This window comes from Actinomyces qiguomingii, assembly GCF_004102025.1.
Lineage (GTDB): Bacteria > Actinomycetota > Actinomycetes > Actinomycetales > Actinomycetaceae > Actinomyces > Actinomyces qiguomingii.
This window is the reverse complement of the sequence record NZ_CP025228.1, coordinates 651,026-663,503: the sequence shown is the minus strand read 5'-3', so window position 1 is coordinate 663,503 and position 12,478 is coordinate 651,026. Positions and strand designations below refer to the sequence as shown.

13 protein-coding genes are annotated in these 12,478 nt (G+C 65.1%); 9 read left to right on the top strand and 4 right to left on the bottom strand.

From position 1 onward, the window contains the following. The first annotated feature begins 15 nt into the window (after positions 1-15). Positions 16-1,038 (top strand): LacI family DNA-binding transcriptional regulator, encoded by a 1,023-nt coding sequence (locus tag CWT10_RS02680; protein WP_103062338.1) that lies wholly within the window; start codon positions 16-18, stop codon positions 1,036-1,038. Between the two features lie 495 nt (positions 1,039-1,533). Here CWT10_RS02680 and CWT10_RS02675 read toward each other — a convergent pair whose 3' ends face one another. After that, on the bottom strand, positions 1,534-2,646 hold the full coding sequence (locus tag CWT10_RS02675; protein WP_128683246.1) for an IS630 family transposase: 1,113 nt from the start codon (positions 2,644-2,646) through the stop codon (positions 1,534-1,536). Positions 2,647-2,739: 93 nt separating this feature from the next. On the opposite strand from CWT10_RS02675, the gene CWT10_RS02670 reads away from it, so the two are divergent. From CWT10_RS02670 to CWT10_RS02640, 8 genes are all read left to right on the top strand, one after another. Then, positions 2,740-3,081 (top strand): hypothetical protein, encoded by a 342-nt coding sequence (locus CWT10_RS02670; protein ID WP_103064074.1) that lies wholly within the window; start codon positions 2,740-2,742, stop codon positions 3,079-3,081. A gap of 45 nt (positions 3,082-3,126) precedes the next feature. Continuing rightward, positions 3,127-4,119: a hypothetical protein gene (locus tag CWT10_RS02665; protein ID WP_233188338.1), complete on the top strand. Its 993-nt coding sequence runs from the start codon at positions 3,127-3,129 to the stop codon at positions 4,117-4,119. A 72-nt stretch (positions 4,120-4,191) separates the two neighbouring features. Then, a complete protein-coding gene (locus CWT10_RS17240; protein ID WP_233188340.1) occupies positions 4,192-4,452 on the top strand; it encodes a hypothetical protein in 261 nt (86 codons plus the stop codon). 241 nt (positions 4,453-4,693) lie between these two features. Continuing rightward, positions 4,694-6,004: an ISL3 family transposase gene (locus CWT10_RS02660; RefSeq protein WP_103062545.1), complete on the top strand. Its 1,311-nt coding sequence runs from the start codon at positions 4,694-4,696 to the stop codon at positions 6,002-6,004. 41 nt (positions 6,005-6,045) lie between these two features. Next, positions 6,046-6,450 carry a hypothetical protein gene (locus tag CWT10_RS02655; protein WP_244936772.1) on the top strand — a complete coding sequence of 135 codons (405 nt, stop codon included), beginning with the start codon at positions 6,046-6,048 and terminating at the stop codon, positions 6,448-6,450. Positions 6,451-6,644: 194 nt separating this feature from the next. Further along, positions 6,645-7,046, top strand: a complete 402-nt coding sequence (locus CWT10_RS02650) for a hypothetical protein (RefSeq protein WP_244936771.1) — start codon at positions 6,645-6,647, stop codon at positions 7,044-7,046. 53 nt (positions 7,047-7,099) lie between these two features. Then, positions 7,100-7,660 (top strand): hypothetical protein, encoded by a 561-nt coding sequence (locus tag CWT10_RS17235; RefSeq protein WP_244936770.1) that lies wholly within the window; start codon positions 7,100-7,102, stop codon positions 7,658-7,660. Positions 7,661-7,713: 53 nt separating this feature from the next. Then, positions 7,714-8,259, top strand: a complete 546-nt coding sequence (locus CWT10_RS02640; RefSeq protein WP_244936769.1) for a hypothetical protein — start codon at positions 7,714-7,716, stop codon at positions 8,257-8,259. Here CWT10_RS02640 and yicI read toward each other — a convergent pair. From yicI to CWT10_RS02625, 3 genes are read right to left on the bottom strand one after another with little or no spacing between them, the layout of a single operon-like run. Further along, positions 8,218-10,578, bottom strand: a complete 2,361-nt coding sequence (gene yicI / locus CWT10_RS02635; protein WP_103063608.1) for an alpha-xylosidase — start codon at positions 10,576-10,578, stop codon at positions 8,218-8,220. The genes CWT10_RS02640 and yicI overlap by 42 nt on opposite strands. A gap of 31 nt (positions 10,579-10,609) precedes the next feature. Then, positions 10,610-11,542 (bottom strand): carbohydrate ABC transporter permease, encoded by a 933-nt coding sequence (locus CWT10_RS02630; protein ID WP_103063607.1) that lies wholly within the window; start codon positions 11,540-11,542, stop codon positions 10,610-10,612. 1 nt (position 11,543) lies between these two features. Continuing rightward, positions 11,544-12,473, bottom strand: coding sequence for a carbohydrate ABC transporter permease (locus tag CWT10_RS02625; protein WP_233188217.1), 930 nt, complete (start codon positions 12,471-12,473; stop codon positions 11,544-11,546). Positions 12,474-12,478: the final 5 nt, after the last annotated feature.

Sequence of the window (12,478 nt, the reverse complement as noted above, 5' to 3'; positions counted from 1 at the left end):
GCGAGAGTGTCCGCCATGCAGTCCTCACCCACCAGCCGCGACGTCGCGGAGGCAGCCGGAGTCTCCCAGTCCACGGTCTCCTACGTGCTCAGCGGCAAGCGCTTCGTCGCGCCCGATACGCGTGCGCGCGTACGCGCGGCGATGGCCGAACTGGGGTACCGGCCGCATGCGAGCGCACGGGCGCTGAAGAGTTCGGAGTCCAGGATCATAGGTCTGCTGGTGCCCTATCACGAGCGCATCGACGCCCCGGGTCAGTACCGCTACATCGTCTCCCTCGCCGCCGCATGCAGACGTCGCGGCTACGACCTGCTGGTCATCAGCGGCGAGGAGGGCGTGGAGGGTATGCGGCGCCTGACCGAGTCCGCGCTTTGTGACGGCATACTGGTAATGGACGTGCTCGATGACGATGCCCGCGTGGCGGCCGCGCACGATCTGCGCATCCCCTCGGTGTTCATCGGTCTCAGCCACGACGCCGAATCGGTGATCGCCACGGATACCGACTTCGAGTCCATCGGCGCGGGCTGCGCCCAGAAAGTACACGACGCCGGGCACGGCAGAGCACTCGTAGTCAGGTCATCGTCCGAGCACATCAGCCCCATGGGCTTCATTCAACGCTTCGACCGCACGCTGACGGAGAGGGCCTCAGCACTGGGCCTATCGCTCGACTCATTGGCCATCGCACGCGGCTTCGGCCCAACAAGGGCGGCCGTGCACGAATATCTCACCCGCCCCGATCGCGCCAACGCCTTCATCGCCTCGCCGGCCACTTCAATCGACGACGTAATCAATGTGCTCCTGGCGGAGGGGCTCACGCCCGGTGTGGACGTGTCGGTCATCGGCGCCGGAGGGTCGGGCGACTCTCCTCACACACCGGTGGACTACACCTACTACGACTCGGACGTGCCCAAGGTGACCGCCACCGCCGTCGATCTACTGGTCGACCAGCTCGAGGGAGCACCGCCTCTGGACGGCAGGGAACCGGAGCTGATCGATCCCGTCTTCCACGAGGGGGCCTCCATGCTGCGGGCACCGAGCTGACAAGCGGGGATCTGATAATCGGCTCTTCCGGTATGAACCGTATTCGCCGAGTTCGGTAGAAATAACCATCGAGTTCGGTCGATATGACCATCGAGTTCGGTTGGTGGCGCTGGCGGGCCGGGGGAGGTGTCCGGATTCGGCACAAACGACGTTCCTCCGCCCGGCGTCGCCCACCCGATCTGCATGATTACAACGAATCTGAGGGCGCCTAGCCTCCGACCGGGCCCCCTGGTCCGATCGGCTGGGACTGGACTGCCTGGCTGCGGATGCACCACCTGAAACGCACTCTCAGACGGTCCAAGCGCAGAAGCCCGGTCCAAGCACCAGGCCGGCAGCAGACCGGGCCAACACCCACCCGTTGCGCCCTTAAACCGGAAGAGACCAAATAATAAGCCCGACCCGAAACCCGATGCGAATATAACGAGCTTGACAAGCCGAAGGCACAGACGTAGTTTGATCGCTGCCATCGGGCTCCAAGGAATCGCCCGGACGCACCTAGTGTCCTGGGTTGTTGATTCCTGGACGGTTGGCTTTGGTGAGGATCTGTTCGGCGGTTTTGGTCCAGGTGAATGGGTGGGCGCGTTTGTTCCAGCCGGTGATGTAGGCGCGGAGCTTGTTGTTCAGGTCCTGCACGGACTTGAAGACGCCGCGGCGTATGGCCTGGCGCTCGATCAGGGAGAACCAGACCTCCACGAGGTTCATCCAGGAGGCGTGGGTGGGGGTGAAGTGGACATGTATGTGGGGGCGGCCCTCCAGCCAGGCGCGCACGTCCTTGTGCTTGTGGGTGGCGTAGTTGTCCATGACCAGGTGCAGCTGGACGCGTTCTCCGGTGCCGGGGTCGACGGCGTCCTTGTAGGCCCTGTCCACCTGCCGCAGGAAGGCAAGGAACTCCTCGTGGCGGTGGCGGGGCCTGGTGACGGCGGTGACCTTGCCGGTGGCGATCTCCAGCGCCGCGAACAGGGTGGTGGCGTGGTGCCGGACGTAGTCGCTGCTGCGGCGCTCGATCAGCCCGGGCTGCATGGGCAGGACCGGCATGGTGCGGTCCAGTGCCTGGATCTGGGACTTCTCGTCCACACACAGCACGATCGCGTTATCTGGCACGTCGGGGTTGGTGCCCAGGTACAGGCCGCAGATGTCAGTGACCTTGCCGACCAGCTCGGGGTCGGTGGAAAACCGGAACGACTGCTCCCGCCACGGCTTGATCCCGTAAGCCCTCCAGGCCCTGGCCACTGTCGCCGCCGACACGCCCAGCCGGGCAGCCAGCAGCCGGGTGGACCAGTGCGTGACCCCCAACGACTTCGGCGGCGGGGTCAGCGTAGCGGACACGATCGCGGCGTGATCGACCTTGCGGGGCCGGCCCGGACGATCAGCGTCCTCCAGGCCGTCCATGCCCAGGCGCTGGTAGCGGCCGCGCCACGCGATCACGGTGGTACGCGAGGCGCCCACCCTGCGTGCGATCTCGGTATTGGACAGCCCATCGGCGGCAAGAAGCACGATCCGCGCCCGCCGCACCAGTCCCGCCCGCGCACTGCGCGAACGCACCAATGCCTCCAACTCGCCACGATCACCCTCACGCAACAACACACCAGGAGCAGGACGATTAACCATGCCCCATGATCCCACCCAACCAACCGTTCAAGAACTAACGACACGCGACACTAGGAACCGCACGAGACTCAGACCGCAGGAGGTACATGAACCATGTCATACGGTTTCATCCATATCGTTGCGGGTGACCTGGAGATGCTGGCAGCCCGGCTCAGTTCGCTGGACGGCGGCGTGCGAGACGTGGATGCTGACGACGCGCTTAGCAGCGTCGTGGCTGCGATGCCAGGCTCGCTCACTTCCGGAGCGATAGATGCGGCCACCACCTCACTCAAGGACTTTACCGATGCCCTGGGGAGCCAGTACGCGGACGTCGGCTCGGGCACCGCCGAGTTGGCATCCGCTCACCGCGCCAACGATGCGACCATGGCCGAGCTGACCCCCAGGGCCACCTCCGGTTCAGGTTTGCAGTGGGCGATTGAGAAGGGGCTGGCCTGAGCGATGGCTACATGGGCAGACATCCGCACCTGGAGTCCCGACGGCGTGGCCGAAGCCTCGGACTCACTCAGGACTGTGGGCACGCGCCTGTCATCTCTGCATGAAGACGCTGAATTGGCACTGAGTCAGGTGGCCTCGCGGTCTTCGGGCGTCAACGCAATGCGCGCGGCGCTGCGCTCGAGCATCACTGAACACAGCGAGCTCATCGCACGGATCGGCTCGCTCCAGACAGCCACCGCCGCTGCCTGCGACGGGCTGATCGCGGTTCGTCGCCAGGTCTTGGCGTGCCAGGACTATGTCGACGCTAATCCCTATTTGTCCTTGGCCGATGACGGAACTGTCACCGCGATGCTCCCCACGACGAGCAACATGACCGCCACTACGGCAGCAACCACGACCGGTGACTCCGCCGGTGGGACGACGCCCGATGCGAAACTCATCCAGTCCCAGGCCGATGAACTGGCCGGGATGGTGGCTGCCGCTGTCACCCTGGCCAACCAGGTCGACGCCGAATATGCCCAGGCACTCAACACCACATCGCAGGCTATAGCTGACTCCGGTTCACATTCGTTTAACCGGACCAAGGACTCCGATACTGATAAGTCACGCACAGGGCGCGTGTTTCCCTGGGGTGGCAGACAAAGCAATAGCGGCGACGGAACGGGACACGCCACTAACAAGACCGGGTTAGGGAATCCAGTTCCTGGCGAACACGCAGATATGCCGGGCGTGGACCCTTGGCAGTACCCCGGTGATTCTGAAAATGAAGGATCAGGTAAGTATGCGCAGCGCATAGCCACACCCCACGATCATGTCGTACACGAACTCGCAACCCTAGCAGCGGGCGCGTGCGAGTCAATGTGGCCGGACGCTTCGAAGAATCTTTACCACTATCTACAAAACACCGGAGAACCACAGGACATCAACGTAGACAATATGCTGACCGACCTGCCCGATCTTCCAGTTGACGCACAAGCCGACGCCGAATGGATGGCGAGCCAGGCGGTTGCCGATGCTCAAACGTCGGGCACATCATAACCAGTAACCTACCCTTTCAACACCGAATGGGCGCCCGAGTACGCTGAGCAATACGAGGACCAAAACTGGTTTTTGGCAACGGGCGGATATCACTACTGCACCGACGGCACCGTCACCGTATATCCGCCCACCGACTCCAACGCCGAGTGGACATACTCCTACGACTACCGAGTGCATGTGGCCGATCGGTACAACTGGGATGGCAACAAGTCCACCACTATCAATGGCATCACCGTTACCGACAAAGAGCTGCAAGAGCTTCACAGAGCCGGTTTAGCCAAGGAGTACGACCTCGTCGGTGAATCGTCCATTCAACACGGGACCGGGCCATGACCAATCTCAGAGAACTCGTGCTGCCGCCGATTGCGGCGGGAGTTCTGGTCGCCGCGCTGATGCTGTCGGCATGCGGCGGGTCCGCGGCCACCCGCGGAAGCGCACCTACCCAAACCGGCTCTTCGTGTTTGAGGGTGTGGTGGTGGGGTAGTCGTGGGTGCGCGTGTCGCAGGGGCGGGTAGGGGTCGAGGTCCCCGATGATTGGTGGTTGCTGAACACCACCGATCACGGAGACCTCGACATGGCCGAGACTACCTTTGCTGCCCCTGATTTTGCTAGTTTCCTGGGCCTGGACGCGCTGGGACTGACTGTCACCGGCATGCGCATAGATGGCGGCGGTGCACTGGTGGAGTGTCGGCTGCAGGTCTGCGAGGAGGATGCGTTCTGCCGGGTCTGCGGGGCCCAGGGCGCCCCGGTGGGGACCGTCGCGAGGCGGCTGGCGCATGTTCCGGTGGGCTGGCGCCCAACCCACTTGCTGGTGCGGCTGCGCCGGTGGCGCTGCCAGGGCTGTGGGCGTGTGTGGAGGCAGGACGCGTCTCGTGCGGCCGCCAAGCGGGCGAGGCTGACCTTGGCGGCCAAGGAGTGGGCGATCCGGGCCGTGGGGGTGGAGTTCATGTCCATCTCGCGTGTGGCGGCAGCTCTGGGGGTGTCCTGGCACACCGCCAATGAGGCCGTCCTTGAGCGGGCCAAGGACCGCTTGATCAATGATCCTGGACGTCTGAAGGGTGTGGAGGTCATCGGGGTGGATGAGCATGTTTGGCGGCACACCCGCAAGGGCGACAAGTACGTCACCGTCATCATCGACCTTACACCCGTGCGCGACCGTACCGGCCCCTCCCGCCTGCTGGACATGATCGAAGGCCGCTCCAAGCAGGCCTTCAAGCAATGGCTCCAGGAACGCGACGAGGACTGGCGCAGCCGGATCGAGGTGGTCTCGATGGATGGGTTCGCGGGCTTCAAGACCGCCGCCGCCGAGGCCCTACCCGGCGCGACGGAGGTCATGGACCCCTTCCACGTGGTCGCGCTGGCCGGGGACAAGCTGGATGAGTGCCGCCGCCGCACCCAGCGCGAGACCACCGGGCGGCGGGGCCGTAAGGACGACCCCCTGTACAAGGCCCGCAGGCTGCTGCGCACCGGGGCGGGCCTGGTGAGCGACAAGGGCTGGGAGCGTCTCGAACAACTGTTCGCCGACCCCCACAACACTCCGGTAGAGATCATGTGGGGCGTGTATCAGAAGATCATGGCCGCCTACCGCGCCAAGGCCCCCGCCCAGGGCAAGACCCTGATGGAGAAAGTGATGCAGACCCTCACCACCGGCGTGCCTGACGCCCTCGAAGAGCTGAAGTCGCTGGGCAAGACCCTGGCCCAGCGGCGCGAAGACATACTCGCCTACTTCGACCACCGCGGCACATCCAACGGACCCACTGAAGCAGTCAACGGCCGCCTGGAGCACCTACGCGGCATCGCCCTGGGCTTCAGGAATCTGACCAACTACACCATCCGCAGCCTCATCCACGCCGGAGGCTTCAGACAACAGCTACTACACCCCTAAACGCGAAGAGCCCCCAAACCACCCTGGCTCAGGAGGCCACCATGACATCCGCTCAGCAGGAGGGCGCCCCCTACCCGGCCGACATGGCCCACCTGGACGACATCCTCGCCATCGGCCAAGGACACAAGCTACCCGACAACGCCGAAGTACTCTCGGTCTCCCCCGCCGTAAACTTCGCCGCCAACTACCCCGGAGGCTGGGGCTACATCATCGCCTTCACCGCCCAAGACCAAGACATCCGCAACTACGTCACCAACAACACCAGTTATCCCGGAGAATATGTCGAGAGCTATCCTGAGGCGAAGCAATCCGGCGGCGGCTTAGAGGATATAGACATCAGCACCATCAGCGAGCCGTGGCGTACCGGATTCGCGGGCGACGCGGTGCTACTACTTGAGCGACCGCTCGGGCGTGGGTGGCTGATCATTCGTGGCGCGCCACGCTGATGCTCATGCGGTCGCCCATGCTGCCAACCTCCATCTTGAGAGGAACCCGCACGTTGCACGCAGGATTACGGCTAGCCGCCGTCCCGTCCGCCGCCATCCTGCTCGCCGGAGCACTGACACTATCGGCCTGTGGCGCAACGCCGAGTTCACGTAACACCTCACCCACCCAGTCAACCGCCACCCAGGAAGCCACCATGACATCCATCCAGCAGGAGGGCGCCCCCTACCCGGCCGACATGGCCCACCTGGACGACATCCTCGCCATCGGCCAAGGACACAAGCTACCCGACAACGCCGAAGTACGCTCTGTCTCCCCCGCCGTAAACTTCGCCGCCAACTACCCCGGAGGCTGGGGCTACATCATCGCCTTCACCGCCCAAGACCAAGACATCCGCAACTACGTTTCAAACCAGACAGGCCATCCCGGCGAATACATATCTGGCCCAAACGCGAATCAAAATAGGGACGGTTTAGAGGATGTCGATCTGAGCGCAATTTCAGATCCCTGGGATTTAGGCTTCGGCGGCGATGCCATGCTGCTGCTCGAACGTCCCCTGGGGCGTGGGTGGCTGATCATTCGTGGCGCGCCGCGCTGATGCTCATGCAATTGCCCTTGCCGCCAACCTCCATCTTGAGAGGAACCCGCACGTTGCACCCAGGATTACGGCTAGCCGCCGTCCCGTTCGCCGCCATCCTGCTTGCCGGAGCACTGGCACTATCGGCCTGTGGCACGACGCCGAGTTCACGTAACACCTCACCCACACCGTCAACCGCCACCCAGGAAGCCGCCACCCAGGAGGCCACCGTGACATCCACCCAGCAGGAGGGCGCCCCCTACCCGGCGGACGTGGAGCACCTGGATGACATCCTCGCCATCGGCCAAGGACACGAACTACCCGACAACGCCGAAGTACGCTCTGTCTCCCCAGCCACCAACTTCGCAGCCAGCTACCCCGGAGGCTGGGGCTACATCATCACCTTCACCGCCCAAGACCAAGACATCCGCAACTACGTCACCAACAACACCAGCCTCTCGGGCGACAACATTGAAAACCACCCCGAAGCGAATCAAGCCGCAGGAGGGCTGGAAGACCTCGATCTCAGTACCGTGAGCACTCCGTGGACAACCGGTTTTGCCGGTGACGCGGTATTGCTGCCCGAACGCCCGCTAGGACGTGGCTGGCTCATTATCCGCGGCGCGCCGCGCTGATGCTCATGCAATTGCCCTTGCCGCCAACCTCCATCTTGAGAGGAACCCGCACGTTGCACGCAGGATTACGGCTAGCCGCCGTCCCGTCCGCCGCCATCCTGCTCGCCGCAGCACTGGCACTATCGGCCTGTGGCGCAACGCCAAGCTCACGCAACACCTCACCCACCCAGTCAACCGCCACCCAGGAAGCCACCATGACATCCACCCAGCAGGAGGGCGCCCCCTACCCGGCCGACATGGCCCACCTGGACGACATCCTCGCCATCGGCCAAGGACACGAACTACCCGACAACGCCGAAGTACGCTCTGTCTCCCCAGCCACCAACTTCGCAGCCAGCTACCCCGGAGGCTGGGGCTACATCATCACCTTCACCGCCCAAGACCAAGACATCCGCGACTACGTTTCAAACCAGACGAGCTACTCTGGCAAGCACATAGACGTTGGCGCAAATGCTAGACAGAATGCAGACGGTTTAGAGGACGTCGATCTGAGTTCAATTTCAGACCCTTGGAATTGGGGTTTTGCTGGTGACGCGGTATTGCTGCTCGAACGCCCGCTAGGACGTGGCTGGCTCATTATCCGCGGCGCGGCGCGCTGACCCCTCCGAAGCCGTGCTTCCTGGGAGCTTCAGCGTCACCACCGAATCGCCGTCGGCTCGGGTGCTGCGCCCATCCGCCTCCAGCTGCCAGGGCCCGCGAGCGCCGTCGGCGCGCGCCGTGATCACGCCGCCGCGGCAGGCGACTCGGAAGGAGACCGCCGCATGCCCGTCGTGCGCGGGCACCACTACCTCACGCACCTCGCCGTCGACCAGGCCGAAGCAGCGCAGGGTGAGGTCGGCGGCCCAGTCGTCCTCCGGCCGTTCCACCCGTCCCGTCACGGGCAGTACGCTCCCCTGCCGCACGTACAGCGGCAGGGTGTCCAGGCCGTGGCGCTCGCGCACCCAGCGCGGCCCGGTCACGGTGTGCCCGTCCCACCAGGAGGTCCAGGTGCCCTCGGGCAGGTAGACCTCCGCCTCGCCGTCGGCGTCCATGACGGGCGCCACCAGTAGGGCCTCCCCGAGCAGGTACTGGGTGTCGACGTCCCGGGCCCCGGGGTCGTCGGGGAACTCCAGGAACATGGGCCGCATCATCGGCACCCCCGTGGCGTGCGCCTGTGCCGCCAGCCGGTACAAATACGGCATAAGCGATAGCCGCAGGCGGATGAACCGGCGGGCGATGTCCACCGCCTCCTCGTCGAAGGCCCAGGGCACGCGCACCGAGTTCGAGCCGTGCAGCCGGGCGTGGGAGGACAACAGTCCGAAGGCGAGCCAGCGCTTGAATACGCCCGGGTCCGGGGTGCCCTCGAAGCCGCCGATGTCATGACTCCAGTAGGCGAAGCCGGAGGAGCACAGCGACAAGCCGCCGCGCAGAGTCTCCCCCATGGAGGCGTAGGTGGACTCGTTGTCACCGCCCCAGTGCACGGGGAACTGTTGTCCACCCGCCGTGGCCGAGCGGGCGAAGAGGACCGCCTCCCCCTCGCCGCGCTGCTCGCGCAGCAGCTCGAAGACGGTGCGGTTGTACAGCTGCGTGTAGTAGTTGTGCATCTTCTCCGGGTCGGAGCCGTCATGCCAGGTGATGCCCCGTACCGGTATCCGCTCTCCGAAGTCGGTCTTGAAGCAGTCCACGCCCATGTCCAGCAGCACCTGGAGTTTCTCCCGGTACCAGGCGACGGCGTCGGGGTTGGTGAAGTCCACCAGGGCCATGCCCGCCTGCCACAGATCGGTCTGCCACACGTCGCCGTCGGTGGTGCGCACCAGGTAGCCGCGCGCGGCCCCCTCATCGAACAGGGCCGAACGTTGGGCGATATAGGGGTTGATCCACACGCATACACGCAGGCCGCGGGCCCTGATGCGCTCCAGCATGCCGGCCGGGTCGGGGAATGTGGCCGGGTCCCACACGAAGTCGCACCAGTGGAAGCCGCGCATCCAGAAGGTGTCGAAGTGGAACACGCTCAGCGGCAGGGCACGCTGCTCCATGCCGTCTATGAACGACATGACGGTGCGCTCGTCGTAGTCGGTGGTGAAGGAGGTGGTCAGCCACAGTCCGAAGGACCAGGTGGGCAGCATCGGCGCGCGGCCGGTCAGCGCCGTGTAACGGCGCAGCACGTCCTTGGGGGTGGGGCCGTCGATCACGTAGTAGGTCAGGCGCTCGCCCTCAACCGAGAACTGGACCCGGGTGGTCACCTCGCTGCCGACTTCGAAGGACACCCCGCCGGTCTCGGCGACGAACACGCCGTAGCCGGCGCTGGTGAGGTAGAAGGGGATGTTCTTGTAGGCCTGCTCGGAGGCGGTGCCGCCGTCCTCGTTCCAGATGTCCACGCTCTGGCCGTTCTTGGTGAAGGCGCCGAAGCGCTCCCCCAGCCCGTAAACCCGCTCCCCCGGCCGCAGGGAGAGCTGCTCGCGCATGTAGGCGATCCCGTCCGGCCCGACGACGTGGGCGACGGCGCGGGGCAGACTCGCCGTCAGCCGGCGGTCGGCTGAGCTGAAGGCGGCCGTCCACTCCTCCCCCTCCCGCAGGGTCACGGCCAGTGTGCCCGCCCGCAGGACGACGGCGCCCGGAGCCTGCTCGACCTGGCCCCGGTAGTCCTGCGGCGTGGACACCTCGAAGTGCGGCCCGCGGTCGCGCACCCCACGGTGGTTGACCAGCTCCACCTTGATGACGCCGTCGGCGACGGCGGTGAAAGTGGCCGAGAGCAGGCCCACGTTGAGCGTATCGCCGCGGCCCGACACCTGCCGGACAGGTGCGTAGGCGCGGATGACGCCGGCGACGCCGCCCGTGCCGTCGGCGCTACCGGCGTCCACGGACAGGTCCAGCAGACCGCGCGCCTTTTCCACGGTGTAACCGGGGCGGTCGAGCCAGTAGCCGTTGGAGAACTTCATGGGGGGTCCTTTGCTGATTAATCGGCTTGCACTATTTGACCGCGCCGGCGGTGACGCCGCGGGTCAGGGTGCGCTGGAAGAACAGGAAGAACAGGAAGGTCGGGATCAGTGAAACAAGCGCGCCGGCGTTGAGGGTGGGCACGTCGAGCATGCGGTCGCCCTGCAGGCTGGACAGGGCGATCGGCACCGTCTGATTGTCATTGCTGGTGAGCATCACCAGGGGAATGAAGAACTCGTTCCAGGTCCAGATGAAGAAGAAGATCGCCAGCACCGCCATGGTGGGGCGGACGATCGGGTAGACCACCCGCCACAGAATCTGCCAGCGGCCGGCGCCGTCGAGTTCGGCCGCCTCCAGCAGGGCGCGCGGGAAGGTGCCCAGCACGGAGGAGAGCAGATAGGTGCCGAAGGCCGACTGGATGACGGTGAAGATAATGACGATCGACCACGGGTTGTCCGTGAGCCCGGTCTTCTGCGCCATGGTGAACAGCGGGTAGATCAGACCCTCCTGTGGCAGCATGTTGGCGATCATGAACACGGCCACGATCCAGGCGCGCCCGCGCACCCGGCCCACGCCAATGGCGTAGGCGTTCAGCAGCGACAGCAGCGTGCCGGCCACCGCCACCAGGGCCGAAGTCCAGATGGAGTTCCACAGTTTTACGGGGAAGTTGACCCGCTGCCAGAAGTAGGCCAGGCCGTCGGTGTAGATCTGCTTCGGCAGGGACAGCGGACTGCCGCCGGAGTATTCGGCCGGGGACTTGAAGGCGTTGATGACCATCAGCAGGAACGGGGCGACCATGGCCAGCGCGAACAGGCCGACTATCGCCAGCACGATCCAGCGTCCGGCGCCGCGGTGGAAGCGGTCCTTCCTGCGGGGGGCCGCTCCGTTTTGCGGCGCCGGGGCGCGCCCGACGGCGGCTGCTGCGGACGCGGCCGCAGGGGCTGGGGCGAGGGTGGTGTTAGACATGTCAGCGTCCCTCCTCCTCACGCCGGGCGCTGCGGTTCTGGAAGACCTGGATGACCCCGGCGATGACTATGATGACGAGTGTGAGCACGGTGGAGATGGCGGCGCCGTAGCCGACCTTGGACTTGTCGAAGAAGTTCAGGTAGGAGTAGTAGCTCGGCACCAGGGTGGAGCTCTCCGGGCCGCCGCGGGTGAGCACGTAAATGGGGGCGAATACCTTCAGTGCCGCAATCGTGCAGGTCAGTACGATCACGAAGGTCTCCGGTCGGATCTGTGGGACGGTGATGGCGCGGAAGCGCGCCAGCCAGCCTGCGCCGTCGAGTTCGGCGGCCTCGTACAGCTCCGGGTCCACGCGCTGCAGGGCGGACATGAAGATGACGGTCGGGTAGCCGATCTGAATCCAGATCAGCACCAACATGACCGATCCCAAGGCCGTGGAGGTGGATCCCAGCCAGTTGGGCGGGCTGGCGACACCCAAGCCGCGCAGAATCGTGTTGACCGCACCTGTCTGGGAGTTGAGGATCCAGTTCCACACGATGCCGGCCACGGAGATCGGCAGGATCTGCGGCAGGTAGTACATGGCACGCAGGGCCGCGGCGGTGCGGGAGGAGAAGTGCTTGCCCACATAATCGAACAGCACCGCCGCCAGCACCAGCCCGATCAGGGTCGGGATGATGACCATGGCCACGATCATTGACAGGGAGTTGCTGAAGGAGGCCCAGAACTTCTCATCGCGCGCCAGCTCGGCGTAATTGTCCAAGCCGATGAACCGCATGGGCGACATGCCGCCCTTCCACCGGTGCAGCGAGTACCAGAGGTTGAGAGCCAGCGGCACCAGAATGATGACCGTGAAGGCGACCATTCCGGGCAGTAGATAGGGCAGGTAGGCCAGGCCGCGCGCCCGGGGGTGAGCCGGCCGATTCGTTTGCACCACCACCG

Bases quoted from the DNA above. Each gene is read 5' to 3' on its own strand.
- CWT10_RS02680 (WP_103062338.1), top strand. From the start codon at position 16: ATGCAGTCCTCACCCACCAGCCGCGACGTCGCGGAGGCAGCCGGAGTC.
- CWT10_RS02675 (WP_128683246.1), bottom strand. From the start codon at position 2,646: ATGGTTAATCGTCCTGCTCCTGGTGTGTTGTTGCGTGAGGGTGATCGT.
- CWT10_RS02670 (WP_103064074.1), top strand. From the start codon at position 2,740: ATGTCATACGGTTTCATCCATATCGTTGCGGGTGACCTGGAGATGCTG.
- CWT10_RS02660 (WP_103062545.1), top strand. From the start codon at position 4,694: ATGGCCGAGACTACCTTTGCTGCCCCTGATTTTGCTAGTTTCCTGGGC.
- CWT10_RS02655 (WP_244936772.1), top strand. From the start codon at position 6,046: ATGACATCCGCTCAGCAGGAGGGCGCCCCCTACCCGGCCGACATGGCC.
- CWT10_RS02650 (WP_244936771.1), top strand. From the start codon at position 6,645: ATGACATCCATCCAGCAGGAGGGCGCCCCCTACCCGGCCGACATGGCC.
- yicI (WP_103063608.1), bottom strand. From the start codon at position 10,578: ATGAAGTTCTCCAACGGCTACTGGCTCGACCGCCCCGGTTACACCGTG.
- CWT10_RS02630 (WP_103063607.1), bottom strand. From the start codon at position 11,542: ATGTCTAACACCACCCTCGCCCCAGCCCCTGCGGCCGCGTCCGCAGCA.